29 protein-coding genes and 1 pseudogene are annotated in these 25,189 nt (G+C 59.5%); 18 read left to right on the top strand and 12 right to left on the bottom strand.

Annotated elements, in window-relative coordinates:
• Nucleotides 1–133: 133 nt before the first annotated feature.
• Nucleotides 134–511 carry a hypothetical protein gene (locus KGB27_RS24595; RefSeq protein ID WP_008032995.1) on the bottom strand — a complete coding sequence of 126 codons (378 nt, stop codon included), beginning with the start codon at nt 509–511 and terminating at the stop codon, nt 134–136.
• Between the two features lie 235 nt (nt 512–746).
• Here KGB27_RS24595 and KGB27_RS24590 point away from each other — a divergent pair, with 235 nt between their 5' ends.
• Together KGB27_RS24590 and def are read left to right on the top strand one after the other, a co-directional pair.
• Complete coding sequence (locus tag KGB27_RS24590; RefSeq protein WP_008032998.1) at nt 747–1,709, top strand: YihY/virulence factor BrkB family protein; 963 nt, start codon at nt 747–749, stop codon at nt 1,707–1,709.
• The gene (gene def, locus KGB27_RS24585; RefSeq protein WP_223556648.1) at nt 1,706–2,245 is read left to right on the top strand and encodes a peptide deformylase; all 540 of its coding nucleotides are present in this window, start codon (nt 1,706–1,708) and stop codon (nt 2,243–2,245) included. Before KGB27_RS24590 ends, def begins: the two co-directional genes overlap by 4 nt.
• 13 nt (nt 2,246–2,258) lie before the next feature.
• Here def and KGB27_RS24580 read toward each other — a convergent pair whose 3' ends face one another.
• Complete coding sequence (locus KGB27_RS24580) at nt 2,259–2,684, bottom strand: GNAT family N-acetyltransferase (RefSeq protein ID WP_223556646.1); 426 nt, start codon at nt 2,682–2,684, stop codon at nt 2,259–2,261.
• A 405-nt stretch (nt 2,685–3,089) separates the two neighbouring features.
• On the opposite strand from KGB27_RS24580, the gene KGB27_RS24575 reads away from it, so the two are divergent.
• The 4 genes from KGB27_RS24575 (at nt 3,090) to KGB27_RS24560 (ending at nt 6,746) form a co-directional block, all read left to right on the top strand.
• Nucleotides 3,090–4,031, top strand: a complete 942-nt coding sequence (locus KGB27_RS24575) for a fatty acid desaturase (RefSeq protein WP_223556652.1) — start codon at nt 3,090–3,092, stop codon at nt 4,029–4,031.
• Nucleotides 4,032–4,167: 136 nt separating this feature from the next.
• Complete coding sequence (locus KGB27_RS24570) at nt 4,168–4,959, top strand: phosphate/phosphite/phosphonate ABC transporter substrate-binding protein (RefSeq protein WP_223556643.1); 792 nt, start codon at nt 4,168–4,170, stop codon at nt 4,957–4,959.
• Between the two features lie 243 nt (nt 4,960–5,202).
• Nucleotides 5,203–5,736 (top strand): sigma-70 family RNA polymerase sigma factor, encoded by a 534-nt coding sequence (locus KGB27_RS24565; protein ID WP_223556640.1) that lies wholly within the window; start codon nt 5,203–5,205, stop codon nt 5,734–5,736.
• Nucleotides 5,733–6,746 (top strand): ABC transporter substrate-binding protein, encoded by a 1,014-nt coding sequence (locus KGB27_RS24560; protein ID WP_008038574.1) that lies wholly within the window; start codon nt 5,733–5,735, stop codon nt 6,744–6,746. Before KGB27_RS24565 ends, KGB27_RS24560 begins: the two co-directional genes overlap by 4 nt.
• Before the next feature lie 103 nt (nt 6,747–6,849).
• On the opposite strand, the gene gstA is transcribed toward KGB27_RS24560, so the two are convergent.
• Complete coding sequence (gene gstA, locus KGB27_RS24555) at nt 6,850–7,452, bottom strand: glutathione transferase GstA (RefSeq protein ID WP_223556638.1); 603 nt, start codon at nt 7,450–7,452, stop codon at nt 6,850–6,852.
• Between the two features lie 99 nt (nt 7,453–7,551).
• Between gstA and KGB27_RS24550 the strand changes: the two genes are divergently transcribed.
• The 3 genes and pseudogenes from KGB27_RS24550 to KGB27_RS31670 all read left to right on the top strand — a co-directional run bounded on the left by KGB27_RS24550 (nt 7,552) and on the right by KGB27_RS31670 (nt 10,151).
• A complete protein-coding gene (locus tag KGB27_RS24550) occupies nt 7,552–8,424 on the top strand; it encodes a LysR family transcriptional regulator (RefSeq protein WP_223481529.1) in 873 nt (290 codons plus the stop codon).
• 407 nt (nt 8,425–8,831) lie between these two features.
• Nucleotides 8,832–9,608: pseudogene (locus KGB27_RS31675) on the top strand (PAS domain-containing protein); the annotation flags it as partial.
• A complete protein-coding gene (locus KGB27_RS31670; RefSeq protein WP_411736713.1) occupies nt 9,582–10,151 on the top strand; it encodes a methyl-accepting chemotaxis protein in 570 nt (189 codons plus the stop codon). The pseudogene KGB27_RS31675 and the gene KGB27_RS31670, both read left to right, overlap by 27 nt.
• A 161-nt stretch (nt 10,152–10,312) precedes the next feature.
• On the opposite strand, the gene KGB27_RS24535 is transcribed toward KGB27_RS31670, so the two are convergent.
• The 3 genes from KGB27_RS24535 to KGB27_RS24525 form a co-directional block, all read right to left on the bottom strand.
• Nucleotides 10,313–10,876, bottom strand: a complete 564-nt coding sequence (locus KGB27_RS24535; protein ID WP_223556636.1) for a hypothetical protein — start codon at nt 10,874–10,876, stop codon at nt 10,313–10,315.
• Between the two features lie 158 nt (nt 10,877–11,034).
• On the bottom strand, nt 11,035–11,667 hold the full coding sequence (locus KGB27_RS24530) for a glutathione S-transferase family protein (protein ID WP_008038561.1): 633 nt from the start codon (nt 11,665–11,667) through the stop codon (nt 11,035–11,037).
• Between the two features lie 142 nt (nt 11,668–11,809).
• Nucleotides 11,810–12,841 carry a LacI family DNA-binding transcriptional regulator gene (locus KGB27_RS24525; RefSeq protein ID WP_008038559.1) on the bottom strand — a complete coding sequence of 344 codons (1,032 nt, stop codon included), beginning with the start codon at nt 12,839–12,841 and terminating at the stop codon, nt 11,810–11,812.
• A 215-nt stretch (nt 12,842–13,056) separates the two neighbouring features.
• Here KGB27_RS24525 and KGB27_RS24520 point away from each other — a divergent pair, with 215 nt between their 5' ends.
• Together KGB27_RS24520 and KGB27_RS24515 are read left to right on the top strand one after the other, a co-directional pair.
• Complete coding sequence (locus KGB27_RS24520; protein WP_192229135.1) at nt 13,057–13,590, top strand: gluconokinase; 534 nt, start codon at nt 13,057–13,059, stop codon at nt 13,588–13,590.
• 82 nt (nt 13,591–13,672) lie between these two features.
• The gene (locus KGB27_RS24515; RefSeq protein ID WP_008038555.1) at nt 13,673–15,025 is read left to right on the top strand and encodes a GntP family permease; all 1,353 of its coding nucleotides are present in this window, start codon (nt 13,673–13,675) and stop codon (nt 15,023–15,025) included.
• 129 nt (nt 15,026–15,154) lie between these two features.
• Here the strand turns inward: KGB27_RS24515 and alaC are convergent, their stop codons facing one another.
• On the bottom strand, nt 15,155–16,366 hold the full coding sequence (gene alaC / locus KGB27_RS24510) for an alanine transaminase (protein WP_223556633.1): 1,212 nt from the start codon (nt 16,364–16,366) through the stop codon (nt 15,155–15,157).
• A 139-nt stretch (nt 16,367–16,505) separates the two neighbouring features.
• Between alaC and KGB27_RS24505 the strand changes: the two genes are divergently transcribed.
• From KGB27_RS24505 to KGB27_RS24495, 3 genes are all read left to right on the top strand, one after another.
• Nucleotides 16,506–17,168: a LysE family translocator gene (locus KGB27_RS24505; RefSeq protein ID WP_223415556.1), complete on the top strand. Its 663-nt coding sequence runs from the start codon at nt 16,506–16,508 to the stop codon at nt 17,166–17,168.
• 66 nt (nt 17,169–17,234) lie between these two features.
• Nucleotides 17,235–17,720: a GyrI-like domain-containing protein gene (locus KGB27_RS24500; RefSeq protein ID WP_223556631.1), complete on the top strand. Its 486-nt coding sequence runs from the start codon at nt 17,235–17,237 to the stop codon at nt 17,718–17,720.
• A 96-nt stretch (nt 17,721–17,816) separates the two neighbouring features.
• Nucleotides 17,817–18,305: a GNAT family N-acetyltransferase gene (locus KGB27_RS24495; RefSeq protein ID WP_207285435.1), complete on the top strand. Its 489-nt coding sequence runs from the start codon at nt 17,817–17,819 to the stop codon at nt 18,303–18,305.
• Nucleotides 18,306–18,438: 133 nt separating this feature from the next.
• Here KGB27_RS24495 and KGB27_RS24490 read toward each other — a convergent pair whose 3' ends face one another.
• The gene (locus tag KGB27_RS24490) at nt 18,439–19,044 is read right to left on the bottom strand and encodes a pyridoxamine 5'-phosphate oxidase family protein (protein ID WP_223556629.1); all 606 of its coding nucleotides are present in this window, start codon (nt 19,042–19,044) and stop codon (nt 18,439–18,441) included.
• A 7-nt stretch (nt 19,045–19,051) separates the two neighbouring features.
• A complete protein-coding gene (locus KGB27_RS24485) occupies nt 19,052–19,537 on the bottom strand; it encodes a GNAT family N-acetyltransferase (RefSeq protein WP_192229141.1) in 486 nt (161 codons plus the stop codon).
• Nucleotides 19,538–19,678: 141 nt separating this feature from the next.
• Between KGB27_RS24485 and KGB27_RS24480 the strand changes: the two genes are divergently transcribed.
• The 3 genes from KGB27_RS24480 (at nt 19,679) to KGB27_RS24470 (ending at nt 21,800) form a co-directional block, all read left to right on the top strand.
• Complete coding sequence (locus KGB27_RS24480) at nt 19,679–20,104, top strand: YybH family protein (protein ID WP_008038540.1); 426 nt, start codon at nt 19,679–19,681, stop codon at nt 20,102–20,104.
• A 67-nt stretch (nt 20,105–20,171) separates the two neighbouring features.
• The gene (locus KGB27_RS24475; RefSeq protein WP_008032567.1) at nt 20,172–20,516 is read left to right on the top strand and encodes a YciI family protein; all 345 of its coding nucleotides are present in this window, start codon (nt 20,172–20,174) and stop codon (nt 20,514–20,516) included.
• Between the two features lie 48 nt (nt 20,517–20,564).
• The gene (locus KGB27_RS24470) at nt 20,565–21,800 is read left to right on the top strand and encodes an RNA polymerase sigma factor (protein WP_223556626.1); all 1,236 of its coding nucleotides are present in this window, start codon (nt 20,565–20,567) and stop codon (nt 21,798–21,800) included.
• Between the two features lie 99 nt (nt 21,801–21,899).
• On the opposite strand, the gene KGB27_RS24465 is transcribed toward KGB27_RS24470, so the two are convergent.
• Nucleotides 21,900–22,754 carry a LysR family transcriptional regulator gene (locus KGB27_RS24465; RefSeq protein WP_008032563.1) on the bottom strand — a complete coding sequence of 285 codons (855 nt, stop codon included), beginning with the start codon at nt 22,752–22,754 and terminating at the stop codon, nt 21,900–21,902.
• 90 nt (nt 22,755–22,844) lie between these two features.
• On the opposite strand from KGB27_RS24465, the gene KGB27_RS24460 reads away from it, so the two are divergent.
• Complete coding sequence (locus tag KGB27_RS24460) at nt 22,845–23,282, top strand: multidrug/biocide efflux PACE transporter (protein WP_008038536.1); 438 nt, start codon at nt 22,845–22,847, stop codon at nt 23,280–23,282.
• A gap of 104 nt (nt 23,283–23,386) precedes the next feature.
• Here KGB27_RS24460 and KGB27_RS24455 read toward each other — a convergent pair whose 3' ends face one another.
• Nucleotides 23,387–24,109, bottom strand: coding sequence for a TylF/MycF/NovP-related O-methyltransferase (locus tag KGB27_RS24455; RefSeq protein ID WP_056725897.1), 723 nt, complete (start codon nt 24,107–24,109; stop codon nt 23,387–23,389).
• Complete coding sequence (locus tag KGB27_RS24450) at nt 24,106–24,972, bottom strand: hypothetical protein (protein WP_008038531.1); 867 nt, start codon at nt 24,970–24,972, stop codon at nt 24,106–24,108. Before KGB27_RS24450 ends, KGB27_RS24455 begins: the two co-directional genes overlap by 4 nt.
• Between the last annotated feature and the right edge of the window lie 217 nt (nt 24,973–25,189).

Below are 25,189 nucleotides of genomic sequence, written 5' to 3'. Positions count from 1 at the left end.
ACAAACAAAAGCCCCGCAGATGCGGGGCTTTTTGTTGGACCTGTAGGAGCCGGCTTGCCGGCGATAGCGGTGTGTCAGTAAATATTGATGTGCCAGATGTACCGCCATCGCCGGCAAGCCGGCTCCTACAATGTTATTGGCGGAACGGCGCGAAATTGACGTTGGTGCCCGCCGGGCGCATGTCCTGCAGGTACGAATCCTTGTCCGCACTCAGTTCCAGGCTCAGCGCAGCCTTGCGCTTGCCCTGGTTACGCACCACCAGCCCTTCGAGCTTCTCGCGCAGGAACACCGTCGGCACTTTCAGGTGCAGCAGTTCGTCGGTGTCCGGCGTGTGCATCAGCAGGTGAATCCATTCGTACTGACCAATGGCCAGGCGCGCCACCGGGAGATCGAACCACCAGATGTTGCGGTTACGGTTCAATTCGGCGAAATGGCAGTTGTTGACGCCAAGCACAGCACCGCCGAGTTCCTGGTTTCTGCGGGCAATGGCCTGCTTTTTATCGAGTTTCATAACATTCCTACGGGATTGGATCTTCAGGGCCGTGGCCTGAATACGTTGCGCATTCTCGGGGGTTGGTCGGCAAACATAAAGCCCAACCTGCACGGAACGATGAAATGTCGTTTTTGTGTCAGTCTGAACTTGCACACGGAAATTGTTTCAAAGTCGCCAAGTAGGCTACTTTGATGTAGAAAACGGCCCCTGAGTCGCCACGACTTCAACCCCATTGCGGCGAAAGGAGACGCTAATGATTTTCCCGGACATGAAAGGTGTGCCCCTCCATCGCGTGATGGTGCGCACGGTCACCGAGTTCGTCGCCGACGAGATGTCGACCTATGCCTCGGCGTTGGCCTATCAAATGCTGTTTTCGTTGTTTCCCTTCATTCTTTTCCTGATTGCCCTGATCGGTTTCCTGCACCTGCCGGACTTCTTTTCCTGGCTGCGCCTGCAATCGGAACTGGTCCTGCCGCCCCAGGCGCTGGAGCAGGTGAACCCGGTGATCGACCAGCTCCAGCAATCCAAGGGTGGCTTGCTCTCGGTCGGTATCGTCATCGCGCTGTATACGGCCTCGGCCGGCGTGCGACTGATGATGAGCGCGATGAACGCCGCGTATGACGTGGTCGAAGGCCGGCCGTTCTGGAAGCGTTTTCCGCTGTCGGTTTTCTACACGATCGGCATTGCCGGGATGTTGCTGATTGCCGCCGCGCTGATGGTGCTGGGGCCGCAAGTGATGGGCTGGATCGCCGCGCAGGTCGGCCTTGAAGACTTTATTGTCACGGTCTGGACCATCGCTCGCTGGCCGGTCATCGTGATCCTGATGATGATTGCCGTGGCGCTGATCTATTACGTCATGCCCGACGTAAAACAGGAGTTTCGTTTCATCACCCCAGGCTCGGTGCTGGCGGTGGTGGTGTGGATCATCGCGTCGTTGGGCTTTGCGTTTTACGTCAAGACCTTCGCCAACTACAACGCCATGTATGGCAGTATCGGCGCGATCATCGTGCTGTTGCTGTACTTCTACATTTCCGCGGCGGTGCTGTTGCTCGGCGCGGAAATGAATGCGGTGATCGAACACATGTCGACCGAAGGCAAGGACCCTGGCGAAAAGGTCCCCGGCGAGCACGGTCCTGTCCACGAAGAGAAACATCACGTTTCCGGACTGGGCCGGGATCACTCGGTGAAACCACCCACTGACGAAGTCATCAAATGATCCGTGAAATCCTGAAAATGGGCGACGAGCGCCTGCTGCGCATTGCGCCGCCGGTCCCCGCCGATATGTTCGACAGTCCGGAGCTGTGGCAACTGATCGACGACATGTTCCAGACCATGGAAAGCGTCGGCGGGGTAGGCCTGGCCGCGCCGCAGATCGGCGTCGACCTGCAACTGGTGATCTTCGGCTTCGAGCACAGCGAGCGTTATCCGGACGCTGAAGCGGTGCCGCAGACGATTCTGATCAATCCGCTGATCACGCCGTTGAGCCCGGTGATGGAAGAGGGGTTTGAAGGCTGCCTGTCGGTGCCTGGATTACGCGGCGCGGTGAGTCGTTACCAGCAAATTCGCTATGAAGGTTTTGACCCGAAAGGCGAGCCAATCGTGCGCATCGCTTCAGGGTTTCACGCCCGTGTGGTGCAGCACGAGTGTGATCACCTGATCGGCCGGTTGTACCCGTCACGGATTACCGACTTCAGCAAATTCGGGTTCACCGAAGTGATGTTTCCGGATCTAGATCCCAACGCCGACGACTAAAGTCACCCCAAAACTAATGTGGGAGTGAGACCGGATCCAGCCCCATCGCAATCATCGGTTTGCTGCGCGCATAGCGGCTCAAGCGTTCGACCATCGCGTAGGGCATGGGCGGATCGAAGGTAAACCCGCGACGCTCATAAAAGCCCCGCAAGTCCGGGTGGCAGAACAGCCACACCGGTTGGTCGAGACCGTTCACCGCTTCGGCAATCAGCGTCGCTGCGATCCCTTGTTCACGACAGGCCGGGTCGACAAACAAACCGGTCAACCAATGCCCGCCCGAGACCGGACGCAAGCACAGCGCCGCAATGATCTCGTTGCGCCGGGCCACCCACAATTGAGCGTCGCGGACCGCTTTCATCGACGATTGGTGGGCGCGATAAAACTTGTTCATCAGGGGCCATAACGGCTCATCGAGCAAGGTGTATTGAGTGTCGGGCATGGGGCGGGTCTGTGTGTGCGCAAAGCGGGCGATTATAAAAGAACGGGCGGCCGGGGATAGGTGTATACCTGATCTCACATCCCGTATGAGTGGAGTACGTATCATGGCCAAAGGCATGGATTCAAAAAAAGCAGCGAAGAAGAAACCGGCGAAAACCGCCGATGAAAAACGCGCGGACAAGAAGGCCAAGAAGGTGGGTGTGTTCGGCCATTAAGCGGTAAGCATGAAACGCACGCCCCCCTGTAGGAGCCGGCTTGCTGGCGATTCAGACCACTCGGTGTGTCAGGCAGACCGCGTTGCCTGAATCGCCAGCAAGCCGGCTCCTACAGACAGCGAAAAAATAATCTGCAAGATTTCCCGATGCCATTGCACAGAAGGGGACTGGTCCCCGATCTGAGCAACGCCATGCCCCATTACTTCGATAGTGCCCACCGAGAAGAAATCGAAACCTTGCGCCTGCGCCTGACCGCTCGCACCGAGTGGCCGACCTGGTTGCTGCTGATCGGCGTGTACGGCGGCTGGTTCGGCATCATGCTGGCCAGCAATCGATTGGGCGTCTGGTGGAGCACGTTGCTGATGATTCCGCTGGTGGTGCTGTGGTTGTCGGTGCAGCACGAATTACTTCACGGTCATCCCACCCGCTGGACCACGCTGAACAAAATCCTCGGCTACGCACCGTTCGCTGTCTGGTACCCCTACACGTTGTATCGCGACAGTCATCTGCTGCATCACCGCGACGAAGACCTGACCTTGCCGGGCATCGATCCGGAAAGCCGTTACCTGAGTGCCGAGCGGTGGCAGGGCAGTTCCGTGTTCGAACAGAGTCTGCACTGGCTGAACAAAACCGTACTCGGACGCTTCATCATCGGTGCGCCGCTGGCCTTGCTGGCGCTGGCGCGCGAAGAACTGCAGCGCTTGAGATCGGGTGATCGACAGGCCTGGTTGATGTGGCTGACCCACGGCGCACTGACCGTGTCGATGTTGCTGTTCATCGCCCATTACAGCGTGGTGCCGGTGTGGCATTACCTGTTGCTGATCAGCGTGCCGGCGCTATCGATTGCAATGATCCGCTCCTACTATGAGCACCGTCCCCATGCGCAACCCGAGCAACGCACCGTGCTCAATGAAGCCGGCTGGCCATGGCGCTGGCTGTTCCTGAACCTGAATTTTCATCTGGTGCATCACGACTTGCCGGGTCTGCCCTGGTACGACTTGCCCCGCGCCTACCACGCACGCCGCGAGCAATGGGTGGCGCGCAGCGGCGGGTTTCTGGTGCAGGGTTATGCTCAGTTGTGGCGTGAGAACGGGATAAAGGCGATCGACAGCCCGAAACACCCCTTCCACTGATTGCCAATACATTCCCCTGTAGGAGCCAGCTTGCTGGCGATGGCGGTGTGTCATGTTGCACTGATGGGACTGATACACCGCCATCGCCAGCAAGCCGGCTCCTACACGGGGAATTTTGTTGTATGGGAAGATTTTGATGACTCAACACATCACCGAATTACTGATGTACGTCGCCCCCGAACCCATCCGCCAGGCCAACGAGCGTTGGCTGACGCGAATCCTCGAACGTCTGGTCGCCACTCGCCGCAAAGCCGAAGGGCTGTCGCTGATGGACTTGTGGCTGTCCCCGCAGTTGTTGCTGACCCAAACCTGCGGCTATCCGCTGATGACCGCATTGCGCGGCCAGGTTCGGGTTATCGGCCGGCCTCGTTACGAACTGCCGGACAGCAGCGGCGGTAACCATTGCAGCCTGCTGCTCAGCCGTGCCGATGATTCACGCCGGACCTTGCCCGCGTTTTTCGGCAGCCGTGGCGTGATCAACGGCGAAGACTCCAACAGCGGCATGAACCTGCTGCGTCAACGACTCGCGCCGTTGCACCGCGACGGTCAGTTCTTCGCCAGCGTCGGCATCAGCGGCAGCCACCGCGAGAGCCTGCGCTGGCTGCGTGAAGATCAAGCCGACCTCGCCGCCATCGACAGCGTGACCTTCGCCTACCTGGCGCGGCACGCCGAAGAGGAAGTGGCGGGATTGCGCGTGGTGGTGCGTAGCGCGTTCAGCCCGACCTTGCCGTATATCACCGTTGCGACGGCGACCGATGAACAGGTAGAGGCGCTGCGGCAGGTGATGAACGAGACGTTGCGGGAATTGCCCGATGTCGCCGAAATCCTCGGGTTGCACGAGGTGTTGCCGGCCAGCGAGAGCGACTATCAGGTTGTTCTCGATTATCAGCAGGAAGCTGAGGCGTTGGGGTTTGGGCGGTTGCGTTGACTGGAGATCGCCTTCGCGGGCAAGCCTCGCTCCTACAGGATTTGTGTCGATCTCTGGATTGATGATCGACACAAAACCTGTAGGAGCGAGGCTTGCCCGCGAAGGCAATCAATCAAACACAACGTTAATTCCTTGATGGAATATAAAAATGCATTTTAAGTATTATTAAAGAATAAGGCTCCTTGCTAGGATTCGCCTCACCGGACCACCGGACATTCAGCGACCCTAACCCTTGGAGCCTCTATGTCCGGCACCGACGTATCCCATCGAAACGACGTGGGCGGATTGTTCCGCGCCCATTACCCCTGGCTGTGCGCTCGGTTGCGCCAGTTTCTCGGGGCCAGTTCCAGCGTCGAAGACATCGCCGCCGAGACCTTCGTGCAACTGCTCGAATCGCCGGGGCAGACCCCGATCCGCGAGCCCCGCGCCTTGCTCACCACCATCGCCCGCCGGTTGATTTATCAGCTCTGGCGCCGTCGCGATCTGGAGCGTCAGCACCTCGATCAACTGCAACACCTCGATCAGCCCCAAGCGTCCTCGCCCGAGGAATTGCTGCAACTGACTCAGGCGTTGCACCGCCTCGACCGAACGCTTGAGCGTTTGCCGGGCAAAGTCCGGGCGACGTTCCTGTTGTCGCGCATCGATGGCCTGACGTACCCGCAAATCGCTGCCGAACTGGGCATTTCCCAGCGCTCGGTCAGCGTCTACATGACCCGCTCCCAAGCGTTGTGCGCCCAGCACAGCGCCAATGAACCCTTGCACCAGAGGTCCGCATGAAATCGATCAAAACCCTGCTCGGCAGTTCGCTGCTGGCCCTGAGCCTTGTAGCGAACCACGTTCCCGCCGCGGAACAAACCAAGCCGATCCACTTTGGTGACATCACCTGGGAAAGCGGCAGTCTGATCACCGAGATCCTGCGGCTGATCGTCGAAAAAGGTTACGGCTACCCGACCGACACTTTGCCGGGCAGCACCGTCAGCCTCGAAGCGGCATTGGCCAAGAACGACATTCAAGTGATCGGCGAAGAGTGGGCCGGGCGCAGTCCGGCGTGGGTCAAGGCGGCGTCGGAAGGCAAAGTGTTCGGGCTGGGCGACACCGTCAAAGGCGCCACCGAAGGCTGGTGGGTGCCGGAATACGTGATCAAGGGCGACCCGGAACGCGGGATCAAACCGCTGGCGCCGGAGCTGAAATCCGTCGCCGATCTGGCGCGCTACAAAGACGTGTTCCGCGACCCCGAAGACCCGAGTCGCGGACGCTTCCTCAACAGCCCGACCGGCTGGACTTCGGAGATCGTCAACAGTCAGAAACTCAAGGCCTACGACCTGACCACCAGCTTCGTCAACTTCCGCACCGGCTCCGGCGCGGCGCTGGATGCCGAAGTGGCCTCGTCGATCCGTCGCGGCAAACCGGTGTTGTTCTACTACTGGTCGCCGACGCCGCTATTGGGGCGCTTCAAACTGGTGAAACTCGAAGAGCCGCCGTTCGACGCCGAGGCCTGGAAGACCCTGGCCGATGCCAACAACCCAAACCCCAAAGGCACGCGCTCGATGCCGGCGAGCCTGGCGATCGGCGTGTCTGCACCGTTCAAGACGCAGTATCCGGACTTGGTGTCGTTCTTCGAGAAAGTCGATTTCCCGATCGATCTGCTGAACCAGACGCTGGCGCAGATGAGCGAAAAACGCCAGCAACCGCGTCAGGTGGCGGAGGCGTTTTTGCGCGATCAGCCGCAGATCTGGAAGGGTTGGGTGCCGGGTGAGGTGGCGACCAAGGTGAGTGCGAGTTTGTAATTTTTCGGCGTCTGTTACATCGAATTCGCGGGCAAGCCTCGCTCCTACAAAGGTATCGTTAATCCTGTAGGAGCGAGGCTTGCCCGCGAATCAATCTAAAACCTTACACCAACTCCACGGCCAACGCCGCTTGCACCGCCGGGCGCAAAACAACCCGCGCCTGAAACCGCATCAACGCCGGCCACTGATCCAAATCTATCGCAAACAACGGCGCCCACCGCAACACCGTAAACAAGTAAGCATCCGCCACGCTGAACCCACCCGCCAGCAGATAATCCTGGCGCTCCAGCGTCTGACACAACACCGCAAAGCGCTTGAACAACTTCTCCTTGATCAGCGCTTTCACCTCCTCGGGGAACTGCGCGTTGAACAGCCAACCCAGCCCGCCATGAATCTCTGTCGAAACGAAATTCAGCGACTCCTGCAACCGCACTCGCTCGAACGTCCCGTTCACGGGCGCCAGGTTCGCCTCGGGTCGCAGGTCCGCCAGGTATTGCAGGATCGCCGGGCCTTCAGTCACCACGTCACCGTTGTCGAGTTGCAGCGCCGCGACGTAACCCTTCGGGTTGATGGCGAGGAAATCGGCACCGTTCGCGGTCCGTTTGGTGTGGTTATCGACGCGGATCAACTCGAACGGCAGGTCCAGTTCACGCAGCACAATGTGCGGTGCCAGCGAGCAGGCTTGAGGGGCGTAATACAACTTCATCGGCAGGGCTCTGGTTGGGGATTTGCGCCAGTGTCATAGTGCGCGGCGCCCTCGGTAAAATTAATCTTTCAGAAAACTGCCATAAGGAAAGCTACTGCCATGATGAATCTGATGCACTGGCGAATGGTGGTGGCAGTGGCCGATACGGGCAACATTACCCGCGCGGCCGAACGGGTCGGCATGACCCAGTCAGGCGCGAGCCAGGCGTTGGCGCTGATCGAAGAAACCCTCGGCGTTCAGCTGTTCACTCGGGAGAATCGCCAAACGCTGCCGACCGCTATCGGCCTGCCGGTCATCGAGCAGGCCCGGACCATGCTCGGCGCCCTGGAAAACATCCGCAGCACCGTCGATGCCGCGAAAGACATCCAGCGCGGGACGATTCGCCTGGCGAGTTTTCCCATGGTGCTGGCAACCTTTCTGCCGCCGCTGCTGCGCACATTCAGCCGGCTTTACCCCGGCATTCAGGTGGTCGCGCTGGAAGTCAGCGACGATGAAGTGGAAGCACTGCTCGGCGCCGGTCTGGTGGATGTGGGTGTGGTGCTGAACCCGGCGCCGGAGCGCAATGCCGGGCGTTTGGGGTGCGATGCCTGGGTCGCGGTGTTGCCCGGCGGCCATCCCTTGGCGCGCCGCTCGATTGAGCAAGGCGTCACCCTCGCGGAGTTGGCAGACCAGCCGTTTGTGCTGGCCACGGGTGGCTGTTCGACCAACGCCCGCAGCCTGGCCGCCGATGCCGGTCTGCAATTGCGCGACGTTCGGGTCGAGGTCCGCGAGTGGAGCAGTGCGTTCACGCTGGTGCGCGAAAACATCGGGGTCACCCTGGTGCCGGAAATGACCTTGCCCAGCCATCTCCAGGGGCTGCGTGTGGTGCCGGTCAAACCGCGTATCGATCGTGAGTTTGCCTTGGTGGTCGCCGCAAACAAACAACCCTCGGCAGCGGTGCAGGCGTTGTTGAGCATGCTGGCTGAACACTGAATCAAGCTGAACCGTTTTTGTCCTCAATACTGGCCGACTAGTGGCCTTGCAAGCCTATTGCGGCTGGCTATGCTCAGTCCTGACGAACCATGTCGGTCGCCATGTGAAGGCCGGCATGCACGCTTCAGAGTGCGCACCCCAAGGCACCGATGCGAGCGGCAAGGAGTTTTACGATAAAGGGAGTTACTTATGAAAACGTTAGGGCTGGCCCGGTCCTGGGCTATCAAGAGACGGATGTCTTGATAAGAGCGTTGCCACATGGACTCTCCGATTCAACATCATTGATCACCTGACAATTCCTCCCGTGGAGGAATGCGTGTGCCTGTTCCATGGAACGTTGTGGTGGATACGTTGAAAGACCGAAGAACTTTCATCAATCAAACGACCGCGCTTAGGGTGATACGACCATGTTTAACCTACATCACAAGGCTGACCTGCAGGAAATCGAGCGCTACAGCTGTGCGCTGACCGAGGCCAACGCCAAGTTGGCGGCCGTCAGTCGTTCGATGGCGATGATTGAATTCACCCCTGACGGCATCGTGCTCGATGCCAACGACAACTTTTGCAAAGCCATGGGTTACAGCGCCGAAGAAGTGCGCGGCAAACATCACCGGATCTTTTGCGAGGAAACGTTTTATCGCAGCGAAGCCTACGCCAAATTGTGGCGTGACCTGGCCCGTGGCGAGTCGCTCAGCGGGACTTTCCTGCGCTTGAACAAGGGCGGCAAGGAGATCTGGCTCGAAGCCAGTTACATGCCGGTTATCGGTCCCGACCGGCAAGTCAGCAGTGTGATCAAAGTCGCCACCGACATTACGGACAGGGTGAACAAGGAACACGAAAACGAAAGCATGCTCGCGGCAATCGGTCGTTCGATGGCGGTGATCGAATTCACCCCCGCTGGCAATGTAATCACCGCCAATGAAAACTTCCTGAAGACCACGCATTACGCGCTCAACGAAATCGTCGGTCAGCATCACAGCCTGTTTTGCCACCGCGCCGAAGCCGAATCGCCGTCTTACAAAGGGTTCTGGGCTTCACTGAATCGCGGCGAATATCACTCGCACCGTTTCGAACGCAGAGACAAGCACGGTCATACGATTTTTCTCGAAGCCTCCTACAACCCGTTGTTCGACGCCAAGGGCCGTTTGTACAAAGTGGTGAAGTTCGCCAGCGACATCACGCAGCAAGTGACCACGCTGCAAACGGCTGCGGAGTCGGCCCACAGCACTTCGGTGCAGAACGACTCCTGCGCGCAGAAGGGATCTCAGGTGGTGCAGCAGACGGTGCAGATCATCCAGGACATTTCCAGGGACTTGAACGAAGCGGCGCTGAGCATTGATGCGGTGAGCAAACAGTCCGACATCATCGGCACCATCGTTCAGACCATTCGCGGCATTGCCGACCAGACCAACCTGCTGGCGCTCAACGCGGCCATCGAGGCGGCGCGGGCGGGGGAGCACGGCCGAGGGTTTGCCGTGGTGGCGGATGAGGTTCGCAGTCTCGCGGCACGCACGAGCCAAGCGACGCTGGAGATTGTCGACGTGGTGCGCAAAAACCACGATTTGTCGTTGAGCGCGGTGTCGAGCATGCAGTCGAGCTTGAGCCGCACCGGCCTTGGGGTGGAACTGGCGAACGAGGCGGGGGAGGTGATCCTGGAAATCCAGCAAGGCTCGCGGCACGTGGTGGATGCGATCAGCCAGTTCAATTCAACGCTGCAATTGAATTGAAACGCCCCTACAGGGAATCGTAACGGATTCTGGATTGTGGATTCACCCATGAACTGTAGGAGCGAGGCTTGCCCGCGAAAGCGGTGCGTCAGTCGACATTAATGTTGAATGTGACGGCCTCTTCGCGGGCAAGCCTCGCTCCTACAGAAGCATTCGCGTGGTCAGAGCGATGCGAGGAACTTGTCGACCACCTGGGCGCCGCTTTTCTCACTGCTGCTGCCGTTTTCTTTCTCGGCCTGCGCCAGTTTTATCTTGTCTTGCAGACGTTCGGCAATCTCTTTACCGACCGCCAGTTGTTTCTCTGGCGGCATGGCTTTCAGGTCTTCTTCGGTAATCCCCATCTCCTTCAGAATACTGTCGCGCAACCGCTGTTCCGGGGTTTTGCTCATGTAGTCCTTGAAGTCGGCCATGGCGGTGCTTTCACCGGCCTTTGGCACTGTCGAGGCGTCAGTGGCTTGCAGCGCGACACGAGTCTTGGCGAACGCTTCATCGACGTTGTCGCTGATTTTATTGGCGGCGTTGACCTGTTCCGTGGCGAGCCTGGAAGCAGACGCCTGGACCATCCCGGCGTTCTTCACGTTTTGCAGCTGGATATTGTTTTGCACGCTCTGCATCAACACGGCTTGCAGGCCACCTTGAAGACCCGCGGCGGCATCCGCAGTCGGTTCGTCGCCCGGCTTTTTGGGAAGCGGCGTCACTAGGTTTTGCTTTGCACTGACCAACATGATGAATAGACCTTGTAGGTGTTTGCGGTGCAGCGACTTGAGCAATTAGCGTGCCCGGGCAATAAAACCCAGTATTTTCAATTGGTTATGTTTTTGCTTGAGCAGAAAACGAAAGAGTTGCGGTCAACCTTTGCCGCCCGACGGCAGAGGTCGACCGATCAAGGCAGGCCGTTGCAGCCGTGTTTGAGGAACCCGGGGCGTTGCGCCAGGCGTTGGAAATATTCGTCGATGGCCGGGAAATCCGGTCGATCCATCGGCGTCATCAGCCAACGGTTGACTGACAGCCCGATGACGATATCGGCCAGCGTGAACCGTGGCCCGGCAACATAGGCTTTGGTGGTCGCGAGCTGATGTTCGAGGATGCCCATCTTCTGATTCCAGCCGCGTAAGCCCGTGGCAATCCGGTGCGCGTCCTGGAACTCCGGGTCTTTGCGTACCAGTGCCGTGAACGCGTAGCTCCAGGACGAATTGAGATCGGTGGCTTGCCAATCCATCCACTGCTCCACCCGGGCGCGCGCCGCCGGTTCGTGCGGCAGCAATTCAGCGTGTGGGTGTTTGCCGGCCAGGTAACGGCAGATGGTATTGGACTCCCACAGCACGCCGGCCTCATCAATGATCACCGGCACCTGTGCGTTGGGGTTGAGCCGGACAAATTCGGGACTGTGGGTCGACGCATACCCGCTGCCCCAGTCCTCGCGTTCGTAGGAAAGGCCCAGTTCGTCGCAGGTCCACAGGACTTTTCTGACGTTGATGGATGAAGCCTTACCCAGGATCTTCAGTGCATGTTCCATGGAGATACTCCTACAGCGGTCAGACGCTTTTTGGAATGATCAGAATACCTCTGTAGGAGCCAGCTTGCTGGCGATCGCATCACCGCGTTGAATCTGACGGACCGAGGTGATTCGATCGCCGGCAAGCCGGCTCCTACAGGTGTTACGTGCTTTCGCGCACCTTCAATTCGAACCCCATATCCTGCACCGGTTTCGCCACGGTGTTGCCCGCCATCAACGTCAGCATCTGCTCTGCCGCGCGACGGCCAATTGCCTCGCGCGGGGTGTTGATGCTGCTCAGGCGCGGGACCATGTGCGCCGAGGCCGGCAGGTCGTTGAAACCGAGGACCGCCACTTGTTCGGGGATTTTGATTCCGCAGCGCATCGCTTCCAGCAGCGCGCCCTGGGCCAGGTCGTCGTTGCCGAAGAAGATCGCGTCGACATCGGGATGACTGGCGAGCAGTTGCAGGAACAGCTCGCCACCCAGGCCGACGGAGGAGGCGCGGGGCGTCAGCACTTCCAGGTCTGGGTCATAGCGACCAGCCTTTTGCAGGGCTTTGCGAAACCCTTCGCCGCGCAGCAACGTGCGCTGATCCAGTTGCGCACCGATGTACGCCAGACGCTTGCGACCGCGGGACAGCAAATGCTCCGCCGCCGTTTCGCCGGCCGCCAGTTGCGAGAAACCCACGCAATTGAGGCCCGCAGCGCTGTCGAGTTCCATCATGTACACGCAGGGAATATTGCTCGCCTCGATCATCCGCCGCGAACTTTCGGTGCGATCAAACCCGGTCAGCAGCAAACCGCGTGGCTGATAGGCCATGTAATTGCGCAGCAGGTTTTCTTCTTCATCACGCGAGTAATGGAAGTTTCCGATCAGCACTTCGAAGCCCTTCGGTCGTAAAACCTGATGAATGGCTTCCAGGGTGTCGATGAACAGCAAGTTGGACAGCGACGGCACCAAAACCACCACGGAATGGCTCTGGGCCGAGGCTAACGCACGGGCGGCGGGGTTGACCACGTAGTTGAGTTCAAGCGCGGCTTTCTGGACTTTTTCCACCAGTTCGGTGGCCACCGTGCTCACGCCGCGCAAGGCGCGAGAGGCGGTAATCGGGCTGACGCCGGCCAGTCGGGCTACTTCATTGAGGGTAGGACGGCCAGTGGTTCGCGTATTTTTATCGTTTTTAGGAGAGGTCATCGGGCGGCTTGCCAAACAAAATTCAAGGCACTAAGGTAGCGCTGTCCCGATGCAGCTGCAAATGCGTAAGCGAGTTTTGCCTGAACCTCGCTTTTCGGCGTCCGGAACGAACATGCTGCAACCCACAAAAATGACAAGAAGGCGTCGGCAACTTCTACTTTTCGTCTAGTGTCATAACTGGCAAAGGTAGCGCTGTCTGCGCGCTGAGGTGTTACATGAATCATCCCATCACCGCCCTGGTCATCATGGGCGTTGCCGGTTGCGGCAAGACCTGCGTCAGCGAAGCCTTGTGCCAGCTCAGCGGCGCGACTGCCATTGAAGGCGATACTTTCCACCCTGCCGCCAATATCGAAAAGATGAGCGCGGGTATCCCCCTGAACGACGACGACCGTGCTGGCTGGCTCGACAGCCTGTGCGATGAATTGCGCCGCGTCGACGCCACGGGCCAGCGCCCGGTGTTGACCTGCTCGGCCCTCAAACACAGTTACCGCGAAGTTTTGCGCAGCGCCTTGCCGGGCCTGGGTTTTGTGTTCCTTGAGCTCACGCCTGAAGTGGCGGCCGATCGTGTCTCCCATCGGCCGGGCCATTTCATGCCGTCGACCCTGATCGACAGCCAGTTCGCCACCCTTGAATCCCCGGTTGGCGAGCCGCTGACCCTGGCCCTCGACGCCTCGAACCACAGCGTCGACCAGTTGGCGAAGCAAGCCCACGCCTGGTGGCTGGAACACGGCCTGAAACGCGCCGGTTAAATTTTGCTTGAAGAGATAGCGCTGTCCTTATGGCTTTCGAATTACCCGTTTTAATAACAACAACAACCAGGAGACACCCCTAATGTTTGGCATGTCCCACGAGACCTTCCTGCTGCTCGATGCAGTGGTCACGGTGATCGGGCTTATCGTCTTGATCACCAAGTTCAAATTTCACCCGTTCATTGCCCTGATCATTGCCGCAGCCTTTCTCGGGCTGACTTCCGGCATGCCGATCGGCACCATCATCAAGGCGTTCCAGGACGGCTTCGGTGGCGTGCTCGGTTTCGTCGGCATCATCCTCGCGCTGGGCACGATGCTCGGCAAAATGATGGCCGAGTCGGGCGGGGCGGATCAGATTGCCCAGACGCTGATTCGCGCGTTCGGCAAGGACAAAGTGCAGTGGGCAATGATGTTCGCCGCGTTCCTGGTCGGCATTCCGCTGTTCTTCGAAATCGGTTTTGTGCTGCTGATCCCGCTGGTGTTCATCGTCGCCCGGCGTACCGGCGTGTCGATCATCAAGATCGGTATCCCGCTGCTGGCCGGTCTGTCTGCCGTGCACGGGCTCGTTCCGCCGCACCCGGGTCCGTTGCTGGCCATCGGCGTGTTCGGTGCCGACATCGGCAAGACCATTCTCTACGGCCTGATCGTTGCTCTGCCGACGGCCATCATCGCCGGCCCGATCTACGGCACCTTCATCGCCAAGTACATTCCCGGCCATCCGAACCAGGAACTGGTGGATCAACTGGCGCGTGAGAACGATTCTGCCGATCTCCCGAGCTTCTCCATCACCTTGATCACCGTGCTGTCGCCGGTGTTCCTGATGCTGCTCAAGACCTTCGCCGACGTGGTGCTGCCGGACGGCAACTTCTTCCGCACCTTCATGGACCTGATCGGTCACCCGATCTCGGCCCTGTTGCTGGCGTTGCTGCTGTCGCTGTACACCTTCGGTTACAAGCAGGGCATTGGCTCCAACCAGATGCTCAAGTGGCTGGATGCGAGCCTCGCGCCAACCGCCGCGATCATCCTGATCATCGGTGCCGGTGGTGGCTTCAAGCAGATGCTGGTGACCAGTGGCGTGGGTAATGTCATCGGCAACATGGCGGTGGCCGCGCAAATCTCGCCGATCCTGCTGGCCTGGCTGGTGGCGGCGGTGATCCGTATCGCGACCGGTTCGGCGACCGTGGCGACCATTACTGGCGCAGGCATCGTGGTGCCGGTGGTGGGGATGATTCCGGGTGTGAACCGTGAGCTGCTGGTGCTGGCCACCGGCGCCGGTTCGTTGATTCTGTCTCACGTCAACGACGCGGGTTTCTGGCTGGTGAAGCAGTACTTCAACATGACCGTAGCGGAAACCTTCAAGACCTGGACGGCGATGGAAACCATCCTGTCCGTGGTTGGCCTGGGCTTTATCCTGCTGCTGTCGTTGTTCGTCTAACGTAGCGACACCGCAAAACTAATGTGGGAGCGAGCCTGCTCGCGATGAGGGCTTAACATTCAACGAAGATGTTGAATCTAAGTCCGCTATCGCGAGCAGGCTCGCTCCCACAGTGTTATGTGTCAGGCGTCAGGTTTTGCTGACCAAACCATCCGCCCTGAACATCCCGCGAATCCCGCGCACGGCCTGACGAATCCGGTCCTGGTTTTCGATCAGCGCGAAGCGCACATGATCATCCCCATATTCCCCGAACCCGACACCCGGCGAGACGCAGACCTTGGCTTCGGCGAGCAGTTTCTTGGCGAATTCCAGCGAGCCAAGGTGCGCATACGCTTCGGGAATCTTCGCCCAGACATACATCGACGCTTTCGGATTCTCGACCATCCAGCCCAGTTCATGCAGGCCTTTGACCAGCACGTTGCGCCGCTGCCGATACTGCTCGGCGATGTCTTTCACGCACTGCTGATCGCCTTCCAGTGCGGCAATCGCCGCGACTTGCAGCGGTGTGAAGGTGCCGTAGTCGTGGTAGCTCTTGATCCGCGCCAGGGCGTTGACCAGTTCCGGGTTGCCGACCATGAAACCGATGCGCCAGCCTGCCATGTTGTAGCTCTTGGACAGGGTGAAAAACTCCACCGCAATGTCCTTGGCGCCCGGCACTTGCATGATCGACGGGGCTTTCCAGCCGTCGTAGACGATGTCGGCGTAGGCCAGGTCATGCACGACCAGTACGTCGTACTGTTTGGCGAGGGCGATCACCCGTTCGAAGAAATCCAGCTCCACGCACTGCGCGGTGGGGTTGGACGGGAAGCCGAGAATCATCATCTTCGGTTTCGGAATCGAGCCGCGAATCGCCCGTTCCAGTTCGGCGAAGAAGTCCACGCCCGGAATCAACGGCACCGAACGCACCTGGGCGCCGGCAATCACGGCACCGTAGATGTGAATCGGGTAGCTCGGGTTCGGCACCAGCACGGTGTCGCCCTGGTCCAGCGTGGCGAGCATCAAGTGCGCCAGGCCTTCCTTGGAACCGATGGTCACGATGGCTTCGCTTTCCGGGTCGATGTCGACCTCGTAACGTTCCTTGTACCAGTTGGAAATCGCCCGGCGCAGACGTGGAATGCCCTTGGACGTGGAGTAACCGTGGGTGTCTTCGCGCTGGGCGACGGTGACGAGTTTTTCGACAATGTGCGGCGGCGTCGGGCCGTCGGGATTGCCCATGCTCAAGTCGATGATGTCTTCGCCACGACGACGGGCGGCCATCTTCAGCTCGGCGGTGATGTTGAATACGTAAGGGGGGAGTCGATCTATGCGCGCAAAGCGGCGCGGCGAACCTTGTTCGGCCATTGTTGCCTCGGATAACGTAAGCGCCCGGAACCGTCCGAGCGACGCTGGTCACTGCGGTGACCTGTGGCGGAATGTAAGGGCAGCTGTGGCAGACTGTCCAGCCTCCACGTAAATAATTTTTTCCGAAGGAAATCGGTCGATGGAATTTAGCAGCGGCTTTCTGCTGAGCCTTTCTCTGTGCCTGGACATCGGCGTAGCCAATATCGCTATGATCACGCTGGCCATGCAGCGCGGCTATTTTCAAGGCTTTGCGCTGGGGTTGGGCACCTGTGTTGGCGACCTGATCTACGCCGTGCTGGCCTTGGCCGGCATGACCGTTTTGCTGCAATACGAAACCGTGCGCTGGGTGTTGTGGATTGGTGGTTCGGCGTTGCTGATCTATTTCGCGGCGAAGATGATCTATTCGGCAATCCACCATGAGGCGCTGTTGGCCGAGACCGCCGAAGTGGGCCACAACTCGCACCGCAAGGAGTTCTTTCGCGGGATCTTTCTCGCCATGTCGTCACCCAGCGCCATTCTCTGGTTCGCGGCGGTGGGCGGCACGCTGATCGCGCGGTCTGGCGGTGGCGGGGCGCTCAGCTCGGCATTGTTCCTCGGCGGATTTCTCTGTGCCGGACTGTTGTGGTCGGCAGGCCTGTGCTTTGCCGCGAGCCATGGCGGCAAGTTACTGGGCGACAAGCTGCTGCGTTATTCGTACATGGCATCGGCGGCGATCTTCTGCTATTTCGCGGTGTACGTGATCCTATCGGGGTACAACGAGTTTATTGGCGCTGGCGCCGCCGAGGCGTTGCATACGCTGTAATTGGGCGAATCGGGTTTGGCTTCTATACTCCTAGCCGAACCCACTTTTTGTACCAGGAGCCGAGTCATGGATGATAAAAAAAGCGTCGAAATCCCGGAACCACGCTACGAACATGGGCACTTCCTGCTCATTGCAGGGCTTGGTGGACGGTTTACTCAGCAAACCACCCAGGGCATTCCAGCGCTCTGGGAAAAATTCATTCCGCACATCGGAAACGTTCCGGGCCAGAAGGGCGAAGTGACCTACGGCGTGTGTTGCAATTTCGATGGCAAGGGCGGCTTCGACTACATCGCCGGCGTCGAGATCAGCAAGCTCGACGACTTGCCGGACCAGTACCGTTGGGTAGAGGTCCAGCCTCAGTATTACGCGGTGTTCGAGCATAAAGGGCCGCTGGATGCATTGCCGCAGCTGTTTCAGCACATCTTCGGCACCTGGCAACCGCAGTCCGGGCATGAAGTGCTGGATGCTCCGGAATATGAGCGCTACAGCGAAGACTTCAACCCGAAGCTCAACACCGGAAAACTGGAAATCTGGGTGCCGATCAAAGCGTGAAGTGTAGGTCGGGAGGCGGATCAACGATGCGCCTCTCGATGTCATGCCCAGGCTGATTTATGATCCCCAGCCTTTCCCCGCTGATTCCGAGCCGCCATGAACACCGTCATCCGCCACGTCACCCCCGCTGACCTGGACCGCTGCTACGCCATCGAAACCGTTGCCTACGAAGGTGACGAAGCTGCCACCCGAGAAAAAATCGCCACGCGCATCGCCACCTGGCCTGAAGGTTTTATCGTCGCCGAAGTGGACGGCGTTGTAGCCGGTTTCATCAACTCCGGTGCTGCGTTTCAGGTGGAAATGTCGGACGAAGCGTTCAAGGAACTGATCGGCCACGACCCGGCCGGCCCGCACGTGGTGATCATGTCGGTGGTGGTGCATCCGGATTATCAGGGGCAGGGTTTGGCGAAACGTCTGATGGGCGAGTTTATCGAGCGCATGCGTGCGCTGGGCAAGGCCAGCATCAACCTGATGTGCAAGGAGCGGCACATTCCGCTGTACGCCGGGTTCGGATTTGCCTACATCAAACCTTCCGCATCGGACCATGGCGGAATGGCGTGGCATGAGATGGTGTTGGCGCTCTGATTGATGCGGTGTGGTGTGAAATGCTTTCGCGGGCAAGCCTCGCTCCTACAGGTTTGGTGTGCTCCTGAATTCACCATGAACCTGTAGGAGCGAGGCTTGCCCGCGAAGGCAATCCAAAAGTCGCCACATCGATCTAATAAAGACTGTCCCGCACCCTCACCGGCGCTTCCCGGTCATATGTCTCTGAATCAAACTGCCCATCATTCAACCGCTTGTGAAACGCCCCCGCCGTCGGCAGCGCCGAGCGATCCAGGTGCTTTTCGGGGTTCCACAAATCCGAACGCACAATCGCTTTCGAGCAGTGAAAAAACGCCGCCTCCACCGTCACCAGCATCACCGTGCGCGCCGGTTTGCCGTTGACCGCGAAGCTTTCCAGCAAGGCCGGCTCATTGCTGATCTGCGCTGCGCCGTTGACCCGCAAGGTTTCGCCGATCCCCGGGATGATGAACAACAGCGACACCCGCGGATCGAACACCACATTGCGTAGCGTGTCGATGCGGTTGTTGCCCGGGCGATCCGGGATCGCCAGGGTGCGCTCATCGATGATTCGCACGAAACCCGGTGTGTCTCCGCGCGGCGAGCCGTCCAGGCCGTCGGGGCCGACCGAGCTGATGATTACCAGCGGCGAGGCGCGGACCATCGCTTGATAATCCTCGTTCAGAAAGGCGATTTGCTTGCGTACTGCGCGTTCGTGGGGTTGGCCGTAAATTGCTTCCAGTGCTTCGATGCTGTCGAGCATAACCACCTCAGAAAATCAGCCCCATCCGCCGTTCGTAACCGATCCGGCCCTTGTAGGCCTCGCCGCTGTCGACCCAGCCGAATTTTGCATACAGCGCGATGGCTGCTTCGTTGTCCGCATCCACCGACAACTCCAGCCCCCGTATTTCCGGAAACGCCTGACGCGCGACCTCCGGTAAGGCTTGCAGGCAGGCCTTGCCATAACCTTTGCCCTGTTGACGCTGATCGACTTGCAACGCATGCAGGGTGGCGCTGTGTTCGTCGGCCCAGGCCGGCAGCACTGGCGGGCGTTTGAGCAGCAGGAAAGCCACCGGGACATTCTCGACCAGCAGGGCAAATCCTTTGACGCCGGGGCCGGGTTTGGACAGCAGGGTGTGCAATGCACCGTGGATGTCACCGGAGAACTTGATCTGTTCCTGATGAACTTCGATGGCCTCCACCTCCTGGCGCTGCTTCGCGTTCAGGCTTTCGTAAGGCACGAGTCGGGTTGTCACTGGAGTGTCCTTTTTCCAACAGAAATGAGCCTCGGATTCTAGCGAGTTTGCGCCCATGGATTATTTTTAATTTGACTGTCGATCTGGCGTCTTGCCGGACGACTAAGGGTGTCTTCACAACAAAAAACACGGAGAACCACCATGAACGCTACCCACGAAATCCAGGCCCTGATCGACAGTTATCGTCAGGCGGTCATCACCAAGGATCTCGAGAAAATCATGGCGTTGTATGCCGAGGACATCGTCTCCTACGACGCGGTCAAGGCACTGCAGTTTCGCGGCAAGGCGGCCTACCGCGCGCATTGGCTGGAATGCATGGAAATGTGCCAGGGCCCGCACACCTTTGATTTTGACCAGATGAACATCGTGGCCGACGAGCACATCGCCTTCGCCCATTGGCTGGCTCATTGCGGCGGCACCAACGAGAAGGGCGAAACCCAGGCCTGCTGGATGCGCGTGACCGGCTGCTATCGGCGCGAGGCCGGGCAATGGCGCATCGTCCATGAACACTGGTCGGCGCCGTTCGACATGACGAGCGGCACCGCGCTGTTCGGTCTGCAGCCCTGATCGTCGGGAAGTGCCCCCCACGCGCCAAACTGCAGCCATAGTTGATCAGTTCGATCCGGAGAGCCCCATGAAGTATTTATGCCTGGTCTACAGCAACGAACAGGAGTTGCACTCGCTGCCCGAAAGTCCCAACGACGCCGAGTGCATGGCCTACGCCGAATCGATCCAGGGCAGTGGCCGCATGCTCGCCGCCGAAGCGCTGGAGTCGGTGCAGACCGCGACCACCGTGCGCATGCGCAACGGCAAAGTGTCGATCACCGACGGCCCGTTCGCCGAAACCAAGGAGCAGTTGGCCGGCTTCTACCTGATCGACGCCAAGGACCTCAATGAAGCCCTCCAGGTTGCCGGCAACATTCCGGCGGCCCGGGTCGGCTGTGTCGAGGTGCGACCGGTTCGTCAATTGAATCCCTGATAAGGAGGTTTGCGTGGTGATGTGGGTGATTGAAGGCCATCGGCACTGATGGCTGACGTGTCGGTCAAGGCTCGGGTCGAGCAGGTTTACCGCGAAGATTCGCGGCGAATCCTCGCGACCCTGATTCGTTTGCTCGGTGATTTCGATCTGGCCGAGGAGGCCCTGCACGAGGCGTTTTTCATCGCGGTCGAGCGTTGGCAGCGTGACGGTGTGCCGGACAATCCGCGTGCCTGGCTGGTGTCCACCGGGCGCTTCAAGGCCATCGACGGCTTGCGTCGGCGCGCGCGGTTTGCCGCGTCCCGGCCGATGCTGATCGCGCAACTGGAAGCGCTGGAGCAGGCCGACTGGAGTGACGAAGACGTGGAAGACGATCGCCTGCGCCTGATCTTCACCTGTTGTCACCCGGCACTCGCGGCGGATGCTCAAGTGCCGCTGACGTTGCGCGAAGTCTGCGACCTGACCACCGAAGAAATCGCCCGGGCGTTTCTCTCGGCACCGGCCACCATTGCCCAACGCATCGTGCGTGCCAAGGCGAAAATCCGCGACGCGAAAATTCCTTATCAGGTGCCGACCCTGGCGGAATTGCCCGAGCGTCTCGACAGCGTGCTGCGGGTGATTTACCTGGTGTTCAACGAAGGTTACTCGGCGTCCATCGGTGCTGAACTGACTCGCGAGGATCTGACCCGAGAGGCCATCCGGCTCGGCCGATTGGTCATGGAATTGCTGCCCGAACCCGAAGTGATGGGTCTGCTAGCGCTGATGCTGTTGCATGAGTCACGACGCCCGGCGCGAACGTCGGCGAGTGGCGAGCTGATTGTGCTGGATGAGCAGGACCGTTCGCTGTGGGATGCCGGGTTGATTGCCGAAGGGTGCGCGCTGATTGCGCGGGCGTTGACCTCGCGGCGATTCGGGCCTTACTGCCTGCAAGCGGCGATTGCGGCGGTGCATGCCGAAGCGCCGACGGCGGGGGAGACGGACTGGGCGCAGATTGCGGGTTTGTATGATGTGCTGTTGGCGGCGGTGCCTTCACCGGTGATTGAGCTGAATCGCGCGGCGGCGATCGCCAAACGGGATGGACCGTTGGCGGGATTGACGTTGGTTGAAGGGATTCTGAATCGCGGCGAATTGCTGGATTACCACCTGGCGCATTCGGCGCGGGCGGAGTTTTGTCGGCAGTTGGGCAGGGTGGAGGAGGCGCGGGCGGCGTATGGGCGGGCGTTGGAATTGACGCAGCAGGTGCCGGAGCGGCGGTTTATCGAGGCTCGGATCAGGGCGTTAAAGTAGGTTGAATTCGCCGGCCTCATCGCCGGCAAGCCGGCTCCTACAGGTTCAGCGCCGCCCTTTGTAGGAGCCGGCTTGCTGGCGATAAGGTCCGCAGGACCTTCATTCCAACATCTTGCCCAACAACCAGCTCCCCGCCGGCCCCGGCGGATGCAGCCGCGACCACAGCGCATCGACGAACAGCGGCTTCGGCCACCCTCGCACGTTCAACTCCTGCAACGTCCCGGCATCAAACCGCCCCACCAGCCATCGCGGCAACGGCGCCCAGCCGAATCCACCCTGAGCCATTTCCAGCAGCATCAAGTAACTCGGTGCCGACCACACACGCCCCTTCGCCCGGCTTTCATACGGATTGACGATGGTCGCCAGACGCAGCTCCCGGTGCTGCTGCAACAGCTCCTGATCGATTCCGGTCAGGGTCGCCAGCGGATGCTCACGGGACACGAACAAAGCGATTTCCGTGCGTTCCTGCACCGTCGAACTGACCAGGTCCGGCGGGTAACTGTCCTGCTGCTCGGCGAACGCCACATGCGCCCGACCGCTTTGCACCAGCGCCACCAGGTCATCGCATTCGGCGATCAGGCATTCGAGTTCCAGGTCCGGGTAGCGCTGCTCGAACGCACTGAGCGCCGCTTCGAAACGGTCGGACTGATAGGTGTCGGAAATCGCCACGGTCAGCTTCGGCTCGACACCCTGAGAGAGTTGGCTGGCGGTCATTTCCAGGCGACTGGTGGCCGCGAGGATTTCCTCGGCCCGTTGCAGCATCACGTGCCCGGCCGGCGTCAGCGTGGGCTTGCGGCTGCTGCGGTCGAACAACACCAGATTCAGATCGATCTCCAGGCTCGCCACCGCAGCACTGATGGTCGACTGGCTGCGCCCCAGTTTGCGCGCCGCCGCGGAAAACGAGCCTTGGGTCGCCGCTTGCACAAACGCTTGCAACACTTCCTGAGAGGCCATGAACTATCGCCTTGATCGATGGTTATTGGTTATGAAGTATCGGCGTGAGGATGGATCATGACAACCACAGTCACTCAGGGAGTTCTGCTCATGAACGCCAACAAATCCATCACTGAACGTATTTTCCAGGCCATCGGCTTTGAACTGCTGGCCATCGTGATCTGCACCCCGTTGCTGGCGTGGATCATGGACAAGCCGATGCTCGACATGGGCGTCGTCACCGTTGTCATTGCGGCGCTGGCCCTGGCCTGGAACGTGATCTTCAACGGGATTTTTGACCGCGTGCTGACGCGATTCGAGATTGCGCACAACGCCTGGACGCGAGTCGTTCATGCGCTGCTGTTTGAAGGCGGGTTGGTGGCGGTCGGCGTGCCGCTGATTGCCTGGTGGCTCAACGTCAGCCTGTGGCAGGCGTTCTTGCTGGATATCGGGGTGTTGCTGTTTTTCCTGCCGTACACCTACGTTTACCACTGGGTGTATGACGTAGTGCGCGAACGGCTTGTGATGCGAGAGTCTTGCGAAACCTGAAAACAAACCCTGTAGGAGCCAGCTTGCTGGCGATGGTGTGTCAGTCAGAGTGGTATCGACTGACACACCATCGCCAGCAAGCCGGCTCCTACAGGGGTTATGCGTTAGACGTGGAAGTAGCCTACACAGCTGTCGAACGGCAGACGCTTGAGCTCGATCTTGTTCAGGTCGAGCACTTCACGCAGGGCCTTGGTTTCGCCCGGGAAGTTGCGATAAGCGACTTCGTCCAGCACCACGATGGCGCCTTTTGGCATGTACGGCAGGAAGGTTTCCAGCGCGACTTTGGTCGATTCGTACAGGTCGGTGTCGAGGATCAGCATGGCCACGACCAGGTCCGGACGGGTCTTGACCCACTCCGGCACGGTCTTGACGATGTCGCCCTTGACCAGTTCGCAACGCGGGATGCGGTTGACCGGGCGCAGCAGGTCGTTGGCGTCGATCATGTCCTGGATCAGCGACTGGTCGGTGTCGGCGAACATGGTCTCGTTGACGTCGGCCGGGTCTTCTTTCTTGTCGATGCTCTGGAAGCCTTCGAAGGTGTCGAAGCCCACGATCGAACGGTTGATCGCGTACGGTTCCAGGATCATCGACAAGTGCATGTACAGCATCAGCGAGTTGCCCTTGTACACGCCGCACTCGATGATCGCGCCCGGTACTTCAGCGACTTTCTTGAACAGTTCCATACGCGACAATGCAGCGGTCACGCCGATGCGGTTGGCGAAGACGAACGGTGCGTCGGCCACGTACTCGGCATCGACCCGTTTCAGAACGTTGGTACGGGTTTCGTTGTACTGGGCCTCGGCAGGCGTGATGCGACGCTTGGTCATGCTTCGATTCCTTGGAAATTAGAAAAGTCGTGGGCGTGGAAATAGTCTTTGAAACCTGCGCCGACGTCAGGGCAGGCGCTGTCGACGTTGATCGCGCCGCGCTTGTGCTTGAGGTCGTCGAGGTGCATCAGGCGGAAATCCACGCTGAAACGGGTTTGTTGCGTGTAGTTGGGCACCGTGCCGTGCAGGTGTGAACCCGAGAAAACCAGCATCTCGGCGGTGTTGCCGGCGATGCGAATTTCGGACGCGGTGTTGATCGCTTCGGTGGGCACCGGGTGTTGGCGTGCCTCTTCCTTGACGTTGTCCTTGGCGCGTTGACGTTGTACGCCAATCCAGTCCGACAGGCTCCATTGCGCCGAGGTGTTTTTCACCGGGGCATCGAAGTAGGCCGGGTTGATCATCATGGTCTGGTCAGGCTGGATCGTGTAGACCGGCATCCAGGTATTGATCTGGCAATCGACGCCGCCGTACCAGGTATCGCGATGCGGCTTGTAGGCATAGCTGACGCCCGCATGCAGGTAGTCGTAGTTGGGTACGACGCGGATACGCGGTACGTCGAAGATGAATTCTTCGGGGGCGGCACCGATCTCTTCGGTGAAGCTGCGAATCAGTTCTTTGGCACGCAGGCTGTTGGTGAACTGGCCCTTGAGGCGCGTCACCAGTACGACGAATTCTTCCACCGGCATCAGCGTGTGCAGCGCCTGGTGGTTGGTCTCGCCGTCGAAGGCAGCGGTGATGCTTTCCTGGGCGAACGCGCACAGCTCTTTGGCGGCGCGCAGTTGTGTGTTCAGGAAGATGTCGCCGCCATAGATGGCTTCTTTGAAGTCAGCTTTGTGTTGAAGCTGATTGATGTACAGATTCACGGTTCCTCTCCTGAATACATCGAGTCTCTTAAGAGTCGGCCACACGTTAGCAAACTGAAGTGCAATCCGGTGGGCGGAGGACCAATAAAAGCGCAATCCCCTGAATTTGCGACGAAAAGCATTCTCCAGACAAAAAAAATCCCCCTGTAGGAGCGAGGCTTGCCCGCGAAGAACGATAACGCGGTCATTCGGCTAGACCTCGTTATCGTTCTTCGCG

The organism is Pseudomonas sp. BF-R-01 (genome assembly GCF_019946615.1).
GTDB classification, from domain to species: domain Bacteria; phylum Pseudomonadota; class Gammaproteobacteria; order Pseudomonadales; family Pseudomonadaceae; genus Aquipseudomonas; species Aquipseudomonas migulae.
This window is presented reverse-complemented; position numbering and strand designations above follow the sequence as displayed.